General features: G+C 68.5%; 15 protein-coding genes and 1 pseudogene. 7 read left to right on the top strand and 9 right to left on the bottom strand.

The genetic code is table 11. The features are described from left to right. Nucleotides 1-240: 240 nt before the first annotated feature. A complete protein-coding gene (locus ACZ4MF_RS47310; protein WP_467500441.1) occupies nucleotides 241-846 on the bottom strand; it encodes a TetR/AcrR family transcriptional regulator in 606 nt (201 codons plus the stop codon). Nucleotides 847-1,021: 175 nt separating this feature from the next. Between ACZ4MF_RS47310 and ACZ4MF_RS47305 the strand changes: the two genes are divergently transcribed. Continuing rightward, nucleotides 1,022-1,741 carry an SDR family NAD(P)-dependent oxidoreductase gene (locus ACZ4MF_RS47305; protein ID WP_467500439.1) on the top strand — a complete coding sequence of 240 codons (720 nt, stop codon included), beginning with the start codon at nucleotides 1,022-1,024 and terminating at the stop codon, nucleotides 1,739-1,741. A 1,081-nt stretch (nucleotides 1,742-2,822) separates the two neighbouring features. Here the strand turns inward: ACZ4MF_RS47305 and ACZ4MF_RS47300 are convergent. The 3 genes from ACZ4MF_RS47300 to ACZ4MF_RS47290 form a co-directional block, all read right to left on the bottom strand. Next, entirely contained in the window at nucleotides 2,823-4,433 is a 1,611-nt protein-coding gene (locus tag ACZ4MF_RS47300; protein ID WP_467500438.1) for a caspase family protein, read from the bottom strand. Then, a complete protein-coding gene (locus tag ACZ4MF_RS47295; protein ID WP_467500436.1) occupies nucleotides 4,433-4,855 on the bottom strand; it encodes a hypothetical protein in 423 nt (140 codons plus the stop codon). Before ACZ4MF_RS47295 ends, ACZ4MF_RS47300 begins: the two co-directional genes overlap by 1 nt. A 115-nt stretch (nucleotides 4,856-4,970) precedes the next feature. After that, nucleotides 4,971-5,507, bottom strand: a complete 537-nt coding sequence (locus ACZ4MF_RS47290; RefSeq protein WP_467500434.1) for a tyrosine-type recombinase/integrase — start codon at nucleotides 5,505-5,507, stop codon at nucleotides 4,971-4,973. Here ACZ4MF_RS47290 and ACZ4MF_RS47285 point away from each other — a divergent pair. Next, nucleotides 5,445-6,068 (top strand): hypothetical protein, encoded by a 624-nt coding sequence (locus ACZ4MF_RS47285; RefSeq protein ID WP_467500432.1) that lies wholly within the window; start codon nucleotides 5,445-5,447, stop codon nucleotides 6,066-6,068. The two genes, ACZ4MF_RS47290 and ACZ4MF_RS47285, sit on opposite strands and share 63 nt — an antisense overlap. A 196-nt stretch (nucleotides 6,069-6,264) precedes the next feature. On the opposite strand, the gene ACZ4MF_RS47280 is transcribed toward ACZ4MF_RS47285, so the two are convergent. From ACZ4MF_RS47280 to ACZ4MF_RS47270, 3 genes are all read right to left on the bottom strand, one after another. After that, complete coding sequence (locus ACZ4MF_RS47280; protein ID WP_467500430.1) at nucleotides 6,265-6,534, bottom strand: GNAT family N-acetyltransferase; 270 nt, start codon at nucleotides 6,532-6,534, stop codon at nucleotides 6,265-6,267. Nucleotides 6,535-6,681: 147 nt separating this feature from the next. After that, nucleotides 6,682-7,155: a hypothetical protein gene (locus ACZ4MF_RS47275; RefSeq protein ID WP_467500428.1), complete on the bottom strand. Its 474-nt coding sequence runs from the start codon at nucleotides 7,153-7,155 to the stop codon at nucleotides 6,682-6,684. A gap of 67 nt (nucleotides 7,156-7,222) precedes the next feature. Further along, nucleotides 7,223-7,387, bottom strand: a complete 165-nt coding sequence (locus ACZ4MF_RS47270) for a hypothetical protein (RefSeq protein ID WP_467500426.1) — start codon at nucleotides 7,385-7,387, stop codon at nucleotides 7,223-7,225. A 77-nt stretch (nucleotides 7,388-7,464) separates the two neighbouring features. Between ACZ4MF_RS47270 and ACZ4MF_RS47265 the strand changes: the two genes are divergently transcribed. After that, nucleotides 7,465-8,976, top strand: coding sequence for a class I adenylate-forming enzyme family protein (locus ACZ4MF_RS47265; protein WP_467500424.1), 1,512 nt, complete (start codon nucleotides 7,465-7,467; stop codon nucleotides 8,974-8,976). A gap of 31 nt (nucleotides 8,977-9,007) precedes the next feature. Here ACZ4MF_RS47265 and ACZ4MF_RS47260 read toward each other — a convergent pair whose 3' ends face one another. Further along, nucleotides 9,008-9,139 carry a hypothetical protein gene (locus ACZ4MF_RS47260; protein ID WP_467500422.1) on the bottom strand — a complete coding sequence of 44 codons (132 nt, stop codon included), beginning with the start codon at nucleotides 9,137-9,139 and terminating at the stop codon, nucleotides 9,008-9,010. A 170-nt stretch (nucleotides 9,140-9,309) separates the two neighbouring features. On the opposite strand from ACZ4MF_RS47260, the gene ACZ4MF_RS47255 reads away from it, so the two are divergent. The 3 genes from ACZ4MF_RS47255 (at nucleotide 9,310) to ACZ4MF_RS47245 (ending at nucleotide 13,197) form a co-directional block, all read left to right on the top strand. Then, the gene (locus ACZ4MF_RS47255; protein ID WP_467500420.1) at nucleotides 9,310-10,185 is read left to right on the top strand and encodes a squalene/phytoene synthase family protein; all 876 of its coding nucleotides are present in this window, start codon (nucleotides 9,310-9,312) and stop codon (nucleotides 10,183-10,185) included. 774 nt (nucleotides 10,186-10,959) lie between these two features. Next, on the top strand, nucleotides 10,960-12,570 hold the full coding sequence (locus ACZ4MF_RS47250; RefSeq protein ID WP_467500418.1) for a hypothetical protein: 1,611 nt from the start codon (nucleotides 10,960-10,962) through the stop codon (nucleotides 12,568-12,570). A 321-nt stretch (nucleotides 12,571-12,891) separates the two neighbouring features. Next, nucleotides 12,892-13,197, top strand: coding sequence for a hypothetical protein (locus tag ACZ4MF_RS47245; RefSeq protein ID WP_467500416.1), 306 nt, complete (start codon nucleotides 12,892-12,894; stop codon nucleotides 13,195-13,197). A gap of 417 nt (nucleotides 13,198-13,614) precedes the next feature. Here ACZ4MF_RS47245 and ACZ4MF_RS47240 read toward each other — a convergent pair whose 3' ends face one another. Beyond that, nucleotides 13,615-14,034 carry an NUDIX domain-containing protein gene (locus ACZ4MF_RS47240; RefSeq protein WP_467500414.1) on the bottom strand — a complete coding sequence of 140 codons (420 nt, stop codon included), beginning with the start codon at nucleotides 14,032-14,034 and terminating at the stop codon, nucleotides 13,615-13,617. 173 nt (nucleotides 14,035-14,207) lie between these two features. Between ACZ4MF_RS47240 and ACZ4MF_RS47235 the strand changes: the two are divergent. Next, nucleotides 14,208-15,414 (top strand): annotated as a pseudogene (locus tag ACZ4MF_RS47235) (IS701 family transposase). Nucleotides 15,415-15,757: the final 343 nt, after the last annotated feature.

Below are 15,757 nucleotides of genomic sequence, written 5' to 3'. Positions count from 1 at the left end.
GAGACCGGAGTCGGCTGCTGGCTCGTACGCTTCGCGCTACGGCGAGCGCCCGGCAGATCCCCGCGACCGAGGGCAACCGAGCGCCTCACCAAGGGACAGGCCCCCACCCCTGCCCCAACAGGAAGGCCAGCCAGCCCATAAACCATGTCCGCGAGCACCATCGCGGACTGGCACCTCGCCGACACCCAACCCGGTGACGCTTCTCGATCTCGCTCCGGCAAAGGACCGTTCGCGAGAACGCTAGCCCCGCACCACGGCCAGCCCCTGGTCGTACAGGTCAAGGATGTCGCCCTGCCCGTTGCCCTCGAGCCACGTCACAGTGGCGGCATCGAAGCACGCGAAGGCGGTCGCGACGATGGCGCGGACCTGCCCTCTGTCCGTCCCCGAGGGCGTCAGCCTGGCTTCGAGCAGTGGCAGTAGCTCCTCCTGGCAGCGCACACGCTTCCCGAGGTAGGCGGCGCGCAGCGAGTCGGTGTGGTGCACCAGGCGGAAGCGCTCCAAGGCCTCCTCGGGACTCGTGTGGAGGGAGAGCGCGGCCTTGAACGCGGCCCGCAACACCTCCCAGGCGTCGGCATCGGCGGGCTGGGTGTGAACGGTTTCCGTCAGGAGGGCGACGAACTGCTCCTCGCTGCCGCCGATGAGGTCTTCCTTGGTGCCGAAGTAACGGAAGAGGGTGCGCTGGGAGACGCCGGCTTCGCGGGCGATCTGGGCGATGGTCGTCTCCTCGTAGCCCTGCCGCGTGAACAGGCGCAACGCGGTCTGGAGGATCTCCTGGGAGGCCAGCTGCCGTGTGCGATCCCACAGCGTGGACGTAGCCGGGTCTTTGCCTTGTATTCCCTGCGTCATACCGCCAGCTTAGCGCTGCCTGCCAACCTGGCGCTCGCATATACTTTGGCAGTCACTGCCAAAATGACGTACGCTGCCATGGAAACGTCCGGGTGCCCGCACGGCGCTGGGCCTCTCAGGCCACCTCTGCCTCCGACGACGGAGGTGCCCCGCCCCCTCAGCAAGGAGAACAACCGTGGCAGCAAAGACAGCACTCATCACCGGCGGAACCAGCGGGGTCGGCAAGGCCACCGCGGAGCTGCTCCACTCGCGCGGCTATCGCGTCATGGTCACCGGCCTCGGCGATCTCGACAACGCCGGCCTTCCCGCAGACGTCATCGCCGTCGAGGCCAACATCGGCTCCCTGACTGACATCGACCAGGCCCTGGACCAGGCGCGCGAGCACCTGGGCTCGCTCGACCTGCTCTACCTCAATGCGGGCCTGCCCCGTCCCGGCCTCTCGATCGAGTCCACCGACGAGGCCACGTTCGACGCCCTGTTCGACATCAACGTCAAGGGCAACTTCTTCATACTGCAGAAGGCGCTCCCCCTGCTGAACGAGGGCGCGTCCGTGGTGTTCACCGTCGGCGCCGCCGAGGGACTCGGCGCCGCCATGACCGCCGCCAAGGGAGCCCTGCTGCCCCTCGTGCGCTCCCTGGCCATCGAACTCGCCCCGCGCCGCATCCGGGTCAACGCGGTAAGCCCCGGCGTGGTCAACACCCCCGTGTACAGCAAGATGGGCATCGACCAGGACACGATCGCCTCCTGGGGCGAAGGCGTTCCCCTCGGCCGCGTCGGAGCTCCTGCGGACGTCGCCGAAGCCGTCGCCTTCCTCGCATCCGACGCAGCCGGCTACATCACGGGCGACAACCTGCTCGTCTCCGGAGGCATCGGCGTCCACGCCCGTGCCATGTAGGCGATGAGGCCGCAAGCCGACCAGTGCCCTCGTAACCTTGTGACGCTCCGCCAGGTCTTCAGACCTGCCCTGCGTCCCACCCACCGGATGGACAGTGGGCGCCACAAGGGCGGGAACACCATGACCGACACCGCGGCGACGGCCGGTTCCCGGTGGAAGTTCATGTCCACCTCGAACCGGCCGCATAAGGACTCACATGGGTCCAGAACAGCGGTGACAGGGCTCCCGGTCAGCGTCGGTGAGCCGCTTCTGCCGCTTTTCCGCGCTCAGGGTGCCGCGGAGGAGCAAGGTGTTGACCTGTACCAACGCCGACTGGAGTACGTACAGCGCCAGCATCGAGACCTACCAGCTCCCCTTGTCGGAGCCCCGGAGCGGCGGGCGGTGAAGCCGTCCTTGACGGGCAACCCTATGTCCTCACACAGCAGCGCCAGGACGTCGGCCGCCTCGGCGTCGGACAGGTAGGCCGGCTCCACTTCGTGCCTCAGCTGCCCGATCGCGTACGTGTTGGTGGCGAGTCCGTCGACGACGTGGCGGAGTTCTGCTAGCACGCGATCCCCCGGCGGATCGGCAGTTGGGAGAGCCGGGGCAGTGCGAACGTCGCGGACGGTCTGGCAGACGACCACGCGCACCGTCTCGGCTCATGGAGGGCCTTCAGGCCGCTGTGGGCGAGCGTGGCAAGGCGGCGGGTGATCAGCTGCGCGACGTCGGCCGTGGCCGAAGACGGCGATCAGCGCGCGCTGGGACAGACTGTAGTCGAGCGGGGCCGCGGCGTCCGGGCCGGTGTCTCCCATGGTTTTCCGGCCGGGAGCGTCCCTGGAGCGGCTGTGACCTGGGAAGGAACATAGCGAACATGTCCGGGACGCGGTTGGGGACTCGCTGTGGCTCACTCGATCAGGGTGTCTCCCGGGGAGACGGTTGTCCGTCTTCGAGCAGTTCGCCGTCGAGGTCGGCGATGCGTTTGTCTGCGAAGCGGACGTTGTCGCGAGCCCGGGACCTGCAACTTTAGTTAAAACAACGCTCATTGAGCTGAGTTCGTGACGAACCGTCCAGGACCTGGGCGGCCAGCGTTCGCCGAGGTCGATCAGGAGCGCGAGACCGGCGGCGGAGCGCCGAACCGATCCCCGGCGAACATCCGGAGCGCGCGCTTGAGCTGCTTGGGATCAACCGCTGATCCATTGGAGGCCAGCGGGTATACGGTGAAGCCGCCGCCTCGCCGGGGCTTGACCCCGTTCGCTGTCCGCCACGCGGCCGTCGGCTCGTTTGTCTCGCTGAACCATGCAACGACCCCGTCTGTTTCGACGGCGATGTGGTCCAACGTGTCCCAACGGACCGTGTAGCTCCTGGGCTTCGACGGATCGTGGCTGCCGTCCGCGTCGCGCTGCTTCCTGGTCTTGGTCCGGCGCGAGAAGGCTGCGAAGGTGATGCCGTCGCGATTGACGGTGACGATGTCCGGCCGAGCACGCCAACCCGCGATCCGGCCCAGCACCTCGCCCACGCCCGCAAGCAAGACTGCAAGCACCATCGGCCCGACGATGAGGCCGACGGCCCACTCCGACCCGTTGAGGGTTTGAAATTGGTCCCAGAGCAGCGTGATGAGGGCGCCGCAAGGGATGGTCCCCACGCAGCCCCATCGGAAGGTCCGGCTCTCGAAGGTGGCCTCGGTGTGCTTCTTTACAAGTTCGTGCTTGCTGTTGTTGGTGATCTGCACGGACTCTGGATCGGGGGGCGGGGTGAGGAGCGCGTCCCATGCCTCTTTCATGAGAGGCCGTCCCCGATCCTTGAACAGCTTCCGCAGCCTGCCGCGTTTGGGTGGTCGGGGACCCGATGACGGGCCCGGCTTGTCCCGTTCGGGGCCGGGCTCGGCCGGGTCGTGGTCTTTTCCGGCAGAACCGCCAGGTTCCGATTTCGGTTCTGCGGTTCCAGGGAGGGGGTTTGCCGCTGACCAGGCGATCACGACCTGGCCCTGCTGGTCCACGTATTGCTGGGGCTGCTGCTTTGCCTTCTTGTCCCTCAGGGAGGTGAACACGTAGTCGTAAAGATTGGTCACGGTGATGAGGCCGTCGTTGTCGATGTCCGCCGCGCCTGTTCGCAGCCCCTCGATGATCACGCCGGTGAACAGCGAGGGTTCCGGCTGGTCGGACCGCAGTTGCCTGCCTTCCCAGGCGTATTCGGTGCGATTCGACGCGGTCAGTACTGCCCTGCCGTGGCCTGCGATCTGGTCCTTCACGTGCACCCGGGCATCGCTCTTGGCGCCGCGCGGGAACGCCCCGCTGTAGCAGCAGTCGAGCAGGACGATGACCGTACGGGCGCGGCAGTTGTCCATCACTTCCTTGAGGAAGGTCGCCGACATGCTGGTGGACCTGAGGAGGTCAGGTTTGGTGTCCCGCGCTGCGAAGTACAAATTCCCGGCGTCGTCCTTGATGCCGTGGCAGGAGATGTGCAGCAGGAGCGTGTCACGGGGACTCCGGCCTGTGAAGAACTGCTCCACGGCTTGCCTCATGCCGCTGGAATCCGCGTCCTTCACCGGCGTCGTGTGGAAGCGGCCTATGCGCGGATCTTCGAGAACGGAAGCGAGCCCGTCGCAGTCCTGGTCCGGCGAGCGCATGCGCACGAGCGATTCATCGTCATAGGTACCAGTGGCGATAAGCAGCGCGTCCCTCCGGGGCGAGCCCGGGACAGAGTCGCTCATCATCACTGCTGGGTGAACGAGCCCTCAGACGTCTGCGGCGCTTCGCCTCCGCTAGGAGACCCGGTCGCTGAGCTTTCCTCAAGGAACGCATCGACCAGACTTTGCTGCTGTGCGGCGGTGGCACGGCCCAGTTCGAGACTGCGGCCGTTCAGTTCGACCTTGACGGTGCGCACAGGGCGGGTGTGCATCCACGTTTCCACCAAGCGCAGCAGAGGCCGCACCGCGACCGGAGCGAGGGTGACCACGAGCGCGCCGACCTCGAGCAGTTCCCCCGGCTTGGCTTCCTCCGGAGTCGGCCCGCTGCCCCTTGCGACCCGTACATCATCCACGTCCAGTTCGCGGAGCAGACGCAACCTCAACTGCCCGGTGAGCGCGTCGAGTTCCTCGGGGTCTACATCGCTCTCGCCCGACACGATCAGTTGCATCCCGTTGTCCCCCTTGGGCCTCAAGCCTTCCTCCTGCCCGAGAGTGTATCGATCGCGCGGCCACAATCTTCGTGATCGACTGGTAGACGCCGGAGGGGTCCGGCTGGTGGCGGAATCAGCCCCAGCTCACGCCAGCCCCATGACCGCAACTTCGCGACGATTGTGCGTTTCCGCAGCTGGCAACCTTGCAGCCCCAGCGATAGACGGGGTGGTCTGCGGGGATTTCGATCACGGAGTCGCGGTAGAGCGGATCGACCGACGGGCCGCCGAGCAGAGCGGTCAGGACTTCAAGCCTGTCGCGAGTGCGACGGGCGCGGACCGGGTCGGCCAAGACGCGGAGCGGTGGCGTTGAGCCCATCGTCACTCCCCCCCATGTCTTCAGCAGCGCGGCGTTGAAGACGGGATCGTTGACGTCCACGTGGGCGTAGATCTCGTCGACCACCTGGGTCGAGGCCCAGCCGCCGGCATCCCGGGTCACCACGAGGTTGCCGTCCGAGGCATCGAGGACCGCGGTCGCGAAGGAATGACGGAAGGCGTGGGGGCGGAGCTTGCCCAGACCCGCCCGGCCCGCCGCCCGCGCGATCATCTTGTGGACGCCTTCCGGAGCCCATGGCAGGCCCCGGTCCGCTCCGTGCTGCTGGACCAGGAGCATCCCGTGGGAGGGGCCGCGGGGGTACTCGCCCGTGAGGTCGAGCGGCAGCTCACCGAGCGCATCGATGACCTGGTCGCCCGCCGCGACACGCTGCACCGGCTCGCCGACGGCGACCGCGCCCTGCTGCCCGACCGTGCCTGCGCGATTCCGGACCGGATGCCCGGCCTCGGCTTCAGCCCCGACTACGTGGCCGCGCAACGCGAGGCCCTGGCACTGGCCCGGGCGCTGGTGCCGGAGGGCTTCGACGGCTTCCTGGCCCAGCTCGAACACGGGCTAGACGACCCCGAGTACGTCGATCTGATCAAGCGCGGCCGGGAGGCGGAGACCTGGGAACCGGACGACCCGAGGATCGAAGAACTCGCGACCGCCATGGCCGACCACTACCTCGCCAACCCCGCGCTGCAGGGGGATCAGGCCAGCCTGCAGGCATGGGCCAAGGCTTCGGCCCAGTACAAGCTGATCAACAACCACCGCGAGGACCAAGCACCGGTCGCGGCCCGGCTGACTGCGCTCACCGAGGCCAAGCTCCGCGCTGCGGGTGTACCCATGCCGCACCGATGACGGAATCCTCCGCACAATCCCACCGACCCACTTGACATTGGCTGATCCCGCTTAACTTCGCGGCCTTGCCACCGGTAGGCGTGGGTGAAAGTTTGTTCAGGGTGGACGAACCGTCATACGAAGGTTCGTTCACCTCATGGCGGTCCGACCACTCTTCGGGAGCTCGATTTTCAAGGTCCCCGACAGCATCAGGCACTCAGCCTGCGTCGAGGTTGCCAGTGCAGACGAAGCCGAGGGAGGCGAGCCCTTCCGCCTGGCACAGCCGGTCCGAGGCACCGCCGACCTCGGTCTGAAGGAGCTGGTAGGCCGCCCCGTTCTCGCGGCCCCAGCACATGGCCGCGCGCCACAGGGCACGCCCGTAGCCCAGGCCCCGGTGTTCGGGCAGGACGCCGAAGTACTGCGGAAGGAGCTGGGGTGCGTCCGGCCGCGTCGGCCATGGTCTGCATGGGGCCGATCGCGCCGGCAACCCGGCCGTCGTGGGCGACGGTGAGTACGGAGCCGACGCGCCCGGCCCGCATCTGCTCGTGCAGGAAGGCAAACCCGTCGGCTTTCATCTGCTCGGCGAACTGGGCGAACGACTCGCGTACGGCAGGCGGCTGTTGCCGCCAGGCCGTCACCGCGGTGCCCGGTGCCGCCTCGGGCCCGGGGACGGTGAAGTTCTCGTACTGCACGCGCGTGACGCCCTGCTCGTACGTCTCAGCTGGTCCGGGCCGAGGAACCACACCAGGCGTGCGACCTGTGCCCCGTGGGCGGCGGTGAGTTTGCGGGCCAGCTCGGCGCCATCGCTCAGGCCGGCGGGCTGTGCCCCGTATTCGTAGACCTTCACCGTGGTGCTCGTGCCGCGCTCGGTGAGGGTGGGCACGAGGGTCTGGCGTCGGTCGTGGTGCACGTCGCCGGTGAGGATGCGTTCGGTCTTGGCCGGTGTCCAGCGCTGGTCTTTGTCGTAGGGCAGGAACCGGCCGGTACCCGCGATGTCGGCGACGTCGTCGAAAAGGTCCGGCAGCGGACTGTCCGGGTGGACCGGGCCGAGGGTAGGCGCGTACGGCACGGGCATCACGGGCTCGATCCAGTCCCAGTTCAAGCGCATATCCGCACGCTCCCCACGATGCGCACATGCCGCAGGCCCCGGCAGAAGTTCGCCGAGGCCTGCATATTCATGACCGGGTCAGACGGTGATCAGGTCGGTTGGGGTTGTCGTCGCCGGCCGCGCAGGAGCAGGCGCTGCCCTCCATCAGGGCGTCGGCGTCGGCTTCGATGAGAAGCGTCGAGGTGGCGACCAGCGCGGACGGAACAGCCGGGCGGACGAGCGACCCGTTCACGCGGAACGGGGTGGGCGTATCCCTTGTGTGTGAGAATCGTGGGCCGTCTGTTCCCGTGCGCGTGGGAGGTGGCGGGTGTGCCCGCTCAATACGTCACCAGCCTGTTTGAGGCGTTCGACCGGTACGCGGACCGGTCGGCGATCGTCTTCCAGGGAGCTGAGCTGTCTTTCGGCATGGTCAGGGACACGGCCTACCGGCTCGCGCGGGCCATGCGCGACCTCGGCGTTCGGCGTGGGGTCGGCGTCGCGTGCGTGAGTGGCAACCGGCCGGAGGTGCTGCTGGTTCGTTTGGCCGCCCATGTCCTGGGGGCTCGGATGACGACGGTGGTCATGGCCCCCGACACCCACGGTCTGGTTCATGTCCTGCGCGACTGCGATCCGGCACTGGTTGTGCACGACGGCCCAGTACCCGCTACCGGAACGCCCGCCCTGCCGTTGGCAGAGCTGCTGGAGCGGGCCGGCTCCCAGACGGCTGACCGGATGCCTGTGCTCGGAGAAGACGACGACATCGCTCGGGTCATGTACACCAGCGGCACTACTGGCCTGCCCAAGGGCGTGGCGTCACGGTTCCGTGCCATTGGCGCGCGGACCGCGTGGGCCCGCAAGGACAGCGGCTTTGATGAGCTGGTGTTCGTCGCGGCGACCTCGTTGGCGTATCGCGCCGGCGGACGGTGCCTGGAACACCTTCTGTCAGGGCGGCGTGTGGAGATCCTGCCGGACTTCTCGCCAGAGAAGTTCGCTGCCGCGTGCCGCCGCGCCGAGGTCGCCGCGACCTACCTCACGCCCACCCAGATTTACCGGTTGCTTGAGCACCCCGAGACCACGGGCGGGATCCGCGAGCTGGTGTCGATCAGCTACGGCAACTCTCGGATCCACCCCGAGCGGCTCGCTGAAGCCCTCCGCCGGTTCCCCACCGCCGCGTTCCGCCAGGGGTATGGCACGAACGAGACCGGCGTGATCGCCCGGCTGACGCCGGAAGACCATGCTGCCGCCCTGGACAGGGCACCGGGCCTGCTCGCATCCGCCGGTCGCCCCGTGCCCGGCGTCGACGTGAAGATCCGCGATCGCGAGCGAAAGGCGCTGCCGGCCGGCCGGGCCGGGGAGGTCTGGGTCCGGTCCCCGGCGATGATGGCCGGTTACTGGAACCGTCCCGACCTGGACGCCGAAGCCTTTGACAACGGCTGGCTGCGCACTGGTGACATCGGCCGCCTGGATGCCGACGGCTACCTGCACATCGTCGACCGTCTCAAGGACATGATCATTGTGGAGGGCCGCAACATCTACAGCGGCCCGGTCGAGGCTGCCCTCACCCGCCATCCAGCCGTAGCCGAGGCGGCCGTCGTCGGCCGTGACAACCCGACGACCGGGGAGGAGGTCGTCGCGTTCCTCGTCCCCTCACCAGATCACTCACCCAATCAGGAGATGGCGACCGAGGCGTGCCAGATGGTGGTGGACGCCCTCGCCCCGGCCCACAGACCAGCGACAGTGCGATGGCTGACCACGATGCCGTTGACGCCCGCCGGCAAGACAGACAAGCAGGCGCTTCGCCGCAGTCTGGATGCCACGGTGATCGGGGCACCACAAAGCTGAAGCTGATCTGTGGCCCGGGACCGCGTCATCGTCAGACCACGGAACGGGAACGCGGGCCCACGGGCGTCGCCGCCGCCTCGGACAGTCGGCCGATGACAGCCAGTTCGTCCTCGCTGAGCGCGTCCAGCAGGCCGGTGCGCGGCAGTGGCAGGGGAGCAAGCACACAACGGCTGTGTCCCTCAGCCACTCGACCCGCCGGACCACGACAACGGCGGCGCCAGGGGCTCCGGGTTCCGGTCGGCTGTCAGGCTCGCCGACACGTCGTCCGGCTCCGACCCCTCGAGCAGGCCGGCACTCTCCGGCGGTGGCGTGTCCGACCCCTACGATCTGTCCATGCGAGGGTGGACGAAAGGCCTGGATGTCCGGGATCCCGGGTTGCGTGACGACTACGACCGTCAGCGGCGGCTGGTACGGCGCTTCAGGCGCACCGCGTACCTTGCGGCCAGGCTGCTCCTGCCGCGGCCGTTGCTGGCGCACGTGGTGGCGGCGACCGCCGTGATGCACCACGGGGACAACCTCCTGGACACCGGGCCCCTGCCACAGCGCGAAACGGCGTGGGCGTCCTGGGAACGGCAGGTGCGCGAGGCGTTGCGGACGAATACGAGCGACAACTCGCTGCTCCGCGCGTTCGCGCACACTGTGTCCGCCCATCAGCGCCTGGGCGACATCGTGGAGACCTACCTGACCACCGCCACAGCCGAACTGCATTTCGCGGGCTTCGCCACCGAGGCCGACTTCCAGGCCTATGTGGACGCCTACTCGTACCCCGCCTTCATGCTCGTGGCAGGACTACTCGCGCCGCAGGACGACGATCTGCGGTACCGGACCGCATGCCGGACCTTCATCGAGGGCAGTCAGCGGCTCGACTTCGTCAACGACCTCGCCGAGGACGTGCAGGAAGGCCGAGTGGGCATCCCGGTCGAGGCGATGGAACGGTTCGGGGTCACCACGGACAGCCTGTCGGCCGGCATCGGCGGCTCGCCCCTGCGGGAGCTGGTGACGGAGCAGGTGACCACCGCACGCACCGCCTTGCTGGCCGCGAGGGAGCTTTCGGCACTGACCCCGGCCGAGGGCCGACGGCTCGCAGGTGCGCTGGTGGAGATCGAACTCCTCACGGCGGACGCGGTGCTCGCACGGGGCGCCGGGGTACTGCGCGGTTCCGCGAACCCGCCGCTGGGCAGGACCCTTCGCGTTCTCGCGCGCCGATGACGACCGCCTCGCACGGGAACGGGTACCGCGTGATCAGCCATCGTCCCGGCCGCGCCGGTAACGCCCCGGGGCGGAGGCATGCGGGCGTGGGTGACCAGGGGTATGGAGAGCTGGGGCAGGGCCTGGGATTCATGAGGGGAGCGGAATCCGAACGGCGGTCACGACACCCAAATGCTGCGCCGATTACTTCCCTTTGACTGAGCATTTCCTCTGACTTAACCGAATTCAGAGCCAGTTCATAGGAGGCCCCAAGTCGATGAATGACCTGCCACGACCCGCAGTCGGCCGTGCCGTGGCAACTGGCCGTCGTTTGCCCGGACTTCGCGTTCGACCTGCGGAATCAGCGGGCGATCGACGTCGAAGCCGCCTGTCCGGGAGGGCCACGACCTCCCCCCGCGAGAAGGCCACACCCACCCATTGACCTGACCCCGTCAAACTGCTTTGCTTCTCCGCGTCTGACAGGGCATCACCAATCCGGCCAGCAAGAAGTCGCAGTGCGAACCCTTCTCACTGCCTTTTTCATTCGTCAGGTCCAGGACGAGAGTTCCCCCGCGCATCACGACGCCGTGCGTGAGTTCCCCCAGCTGCCGAGCACATCGCTCGTGCAGTCACCCGGCGCGGCTCGGGCCTCTTCTCCTGTTCCGCGGCGGAACCGACGTCAACGTCGGTGGCCGGGTTAGGCGTATCGGGTGATGCGCCCCGTCGGCGTCCCGTTCAGCTCACCTCCGCCGGACCGACGGCGGAGATCCGTGCGAAGAAAGGGCCCCAACACCCATGGGCAGACCCCACATACGCGGCGCAGCCCGCGCGACCCTGACCGGTCTCGCGTCGTTGTCCCTCGTCACCGGCGTGGCACTCGCCTTCGTACCCCAGGCGGCAGCCGCCACCCAGGCCCCGGCTCACACCGCGAGCCCCAACCCCTACAGCCCGGCCTACCAGCACCCGTACCGGCACGGTGCCATACCGACCATCCGGCAGAACGCCAAGATGAAGTCCTGGGCCGCCGACCAGCCGGCGGCCACCACGGCGACCGGACCGGAGACGCTGTCCTACGGCGGCGGCGTCGACGGCATCGGCGTCCAGAGCGGCCACTCCAAGGTCTACCTGGTCTTCTACGGCTCGCAGTGGGGCACGCAGAGCACCAACGGCAACGGCGACGCCACGTTCTCCGGCGACCCGGACGGCGCGGCCCCGGTCACCCAGGAGATGTTCAAGGGCATCGGCACCGGGAACGAGCTGTGGTCCGCGGACCTCACCCAGTGGTGTGACGGTCCCAACGTGTCGGCGGGCGCCACGAGTTGCCCGTCCAACGCGAACTTCATCCCGTACCAGAGCGGCGGCGTGCTGGCCGGCGTGTGGTATGACAACTCGGCGGCCTCGCCCAGCGCCGCGACCGGGCACCAACTCGGCGCCGAAGCCGTCAAGGCGGCCGGGCACTTCGGCAACACCACCGCCGCGTCCAACCGGGACGCCTACTACGTCGTCCTCTCGCCGCACAACACCAACCCGGACAACTACCAGGGGCAGTACTGCGCCTGGCACGACTACAACGGCGACAGCACGCTCACCGGCGGGCCGGTGTCCTCCTCCTACGGGGACATCGCGTTCAGCAACCAGCCGTACAACATGGACTCCGGCTCCGGCTGCGGCGTCGGCTTCGTGAACTCGCCCGGCACGCTGGACGGCTGGACCATGACGCTCGGCCATGAATGGCACGAGATGATGTCCGACCAGAACCCGGCCGGCGGCTGGACCAACCAGACCGGCAGCTCCTACAACGGCCAGGAGAACTCCGACGAGTGCGCCTGGATCTCGCCCGGCAGCACGGGCGGGGCGGCCAACGTCACGATGGGCACCGGTACCTTCGCCGAGCAGGCGAGCTGGTCCAACGACACCAACAACTGCGCCATCTCCCACCCGATCGTCGGTGGCGGTGGCGGCGGCACCGGCGGCACCTTCACCAACGGCACCTTCGAGACCGGCAGCCTGTCGGGCTGGACGACCAGCGGCACCACCGCCGCCACCACCTCGGCGGCGCACAGCGGCACCTACGGTGCAATGGTCGGCTCCACCAACCCGACGAACACCTCGTCGGTCTCCCAGTCCTTCACCGCTCCGTCCGGCAGCAGCAAGGTCTCCTTCTGGTACGACGTCACCTGCCCGGACACCGTGAGCTACGACTGGGCGACGGCCACCCTCCAGGACACCACGTCGGGCACCACCACGACACTGCTCGGCAAGACCTGCACCCAGGGTGCGGGCTGGAAGCAGGTCTCCGGCACCGTGACCGCGGGCCACACCTACACGCTCACCCTCACCAACAAGGACGACAACTACGCGGGTGACGCGACCTACACCTACTACGACGACGTAACCGTCTCCTGACCCCGCACCGCACGGTGGGGGCGGGCCGACGGCTCGCCCCCACCCCCGTCCCAGCGCCCGCTCCGGGCGGCATCCACCGGAGGACCCGTGCTTCCTTCGTCAGCCCGCACGAGCCCCGCCCGGCGCGCACTGCGCGCCGGGCTCGCCGCCGTGGCCGCAGCAGCCGCGACCGGCGTCCTGGGCGGCTGTTCGTCCGGCCCCGCCGGATCGCCCTCTCCCCCGCCGTCGCACGCTCCCGTGTCTTCCGCGTCTTCCGCGTCTTCCGCGTCCTCCACCGGGTCGGCCGTCCTCGACGAACGGTCACGCGGAATCACGGTCCGGGTGACCGCCGGCACACTCATCGTGGTGCGCCTGCACGGCGCCTACTGGTCGACCCCCGCCAGCTCGAACCCGCGCGTGCTCACGCCCATCGGCGGCGGGACCACAGCCACCGCCACCTGCCCGCCCGGCCGCGGCTGCGGCACGTCTTCCGCGCGATTCACCGCCCTGCGGCCCGGCACGGTTCACATCACCGCCCGGCGGGACTCGTGCGGCGAGGCGATGCGCTGCCCGCCGGGCCAGGGACGCTACGACGTCACCGTGACGATCGCCCGACAGCACGGGCAGCCGTCGGGCACCCACTCCTGACCCGGGTGAACGGTGGCATCACCGACGGCGTGCTCGCACCGAGGCAGCACCCATGGGCGTGTGCACAAGACATGGCGGAGCGAAGGACATCACGTGAGACCTGTGACCACGTCGTCATCGGGGACGGGTACGGGGCCGCGAAGGTCTTGCCGGTGGTCGCGACCGGGGAGATCCTCAAGCGGGCGCAGGAACGGGAAGCACCACACGGAGCCGTGGTGAAAGCAGGCGACGCGCACCGCCGGGAGGACAGTTGACGGACTTGGAAACCCCCTCCGCGCGACGGGGACAAGAACCGCGGCGGTCGTGGTGGGGCGGCGGACCGGCCGCAGAGACACCTGATCACCGAGGCGGCAGGCACCAGCCCGCTCGATTACACAGCCTGACGTGCCGGCTGTGGGGGCGACCAAGCGACGGCGCTCACGCTTCCAGACGATCCAGCCAGGCGTCCTGGCCGTCCGCCAACGGGAAGGCCAGGGGCAGCGGCTCGAACCGGCAGTGGAACGTCACGCCGTTGTCGCGCCCCGCGCCTGTCACGTGGTGGTCCCACGCATCCGGGACATCTGCGTCGTCGTCCACCTCCAGTTCGAAGAAGGTGGTGTGGCGTGGGAAACGGCGGATCGGATGCGGCGTGCTCTCCTCCGCGAGGGGGCGCAGCACCCGCACGCAGGTCAGCCCGCACTCCTCCGCGACTTCCCGCAATACCGCCTCTTCCAGCGGCTCCTCCGGGGCCACACCCCCCGCCGGGACGTGCGTGCCGGGCGGCAGGTCCGCGTCGTGGTCGAACACGAGCAATTCCACCGACCGCCCCGCGCGCCGGCGCAGGACGTAGGCAGCCACCCGGATACGCAACGTCAACTCCCGTATTCCCGCAGCCTAGTACTCCAGCCGTAGTTTGCTATTCGTGCTGGTCAGAGGAGTGTTCATGAGTGTACTTGGCTGATGTGCCGTCAGGCGGCGGGAGTTCGTGACTTCGGGTGCGGCGGGCCGTTGTGTTTGTCGTGCAAGACGATGTGCGGCCTGATGTCTGGTCGGCGGAACTGGAAGAGTTGCTGGTGCGGATCGGGCACCGGTTCGGACGGGTGGATCTTCGGCGGCGGATGCGGGCCTACGTGCACGGCCTGCTCGGACCAGTAGGCCGGAAGAACAGCTGGCAGCTGGCAGCTGGCCGAGCATGCCGGTCACCACACCCCCGCAGGGTTGCAGCACCTGCTGAGCCGGGCCTGCTGGAACCCTGACGATGTCCGCGATGACCTGCAGGAATACGTCGCCGAGAAGCTCGGAGACCCGGCGGGTGTGCTGATCATCGACGACACCGGGTTCATCAAGAAGGGCACGGTCTCGGCCGGGGTGCAGCGGCAGTACTCCGGCACCGCCGGCCGCACCGAGAACTGCCAGATCGGCGTCTTCGCCGCCTACGCCTCCTCCAGAGGCCGCGCGCTGGTGGACCGGGAACTGTATCTGCCGAAGTCCTGGACCTCCGATCCGGACCGCTGCGCGGAAGCGAAAGTTCCCGACGAGCGCGCGTTCGCCACCAAGGGCGATCTCGCGAAGGCCGTCATCATCCGGGCCCTGGCCTCACCGCTGCCGATCTCCTGGGTGACTGCGGACTCGGCCTACGGCCAGGAGTGGCGGCTGCGCCGCATGTTGGAGGAAGCAGGCGTCGCCTACGTCCTGGCCGTGCCGAAGTCCCAGCACGTGCACGCCATCGGCCGCATCGACTTCGCCATTGCCCAGGCACCCGAGGACGCCTGGGAACGCCACTCCTGCGGGGCCGGCGCGAAGGGGCCGCGCGTCTACGACTGGGCCGCAGCGAGACTACCCGCGATCGATGACTTCGACGGCGATGCGCCCACCCACGACCGGTGGGTGCTGGCCCGCCGCAGCCTGGCCCGTCCGGACGAGATCGCCTACTACCTCGCCTATGCACCGGCCGGCACCGCCGTCGCCGAGCTGGTACGCATCGCCGGGACGCGCTGGGCGATCGAGGAAGCCTTCCAGGCCGCGAAGAACGAGTGCGGCCTGGATGAGTACGAAGTCCGCCGGTATCCGGGCTGGTACCGGCACATCACTCTCGCCATGCTCGCCCACGCCTTCCTTGCCGCCATGGCCGCTGCCGCGGGCGCGGAAAGGGGGGCCGCAGAATCGGTTCCGGCGATCTCGCCCCGCTCACGGTGGCGGAAATCCGGCGACTCCTGGCAGTTGGCCGCTCCACGCTGACGCACACACGGCGCACCCGCCACGCACTGGACTGGTCCCGCTGGCGCCGCCGCCATCAGGCCACCGCCCGCTGCTGCCACTACCGCCGCCGCACCCGAAGTCACGAACTCCCGCCGCCTGACGGCACATCAGCCAAGTACACTCATGAACACTCCTCTGACCAGCACGAATAGCAAAGTGCAACTGGAGTACTAGTACTCCAGCCGTAGATCGTGATCACGGATGCGGAGGCTGCCATCCTGTCTCACCGATTCCTAATGTCGTTTGTCAAGCCGCGAGGGCTGCGGGCGGCACGAGCTCGTAGGTCCGTCCGTCGCGCAGGAGGGCCCAGAGGACGTTCACG

The sequence above is a fragment of the Streptomyces sp. NPDC025793 genome (assembly GCF_055558375.1).
Note: the sequence above shows the minus strand (reverse complement) of the source record. Positions and strands in the feature narration are given on the sequence as shown.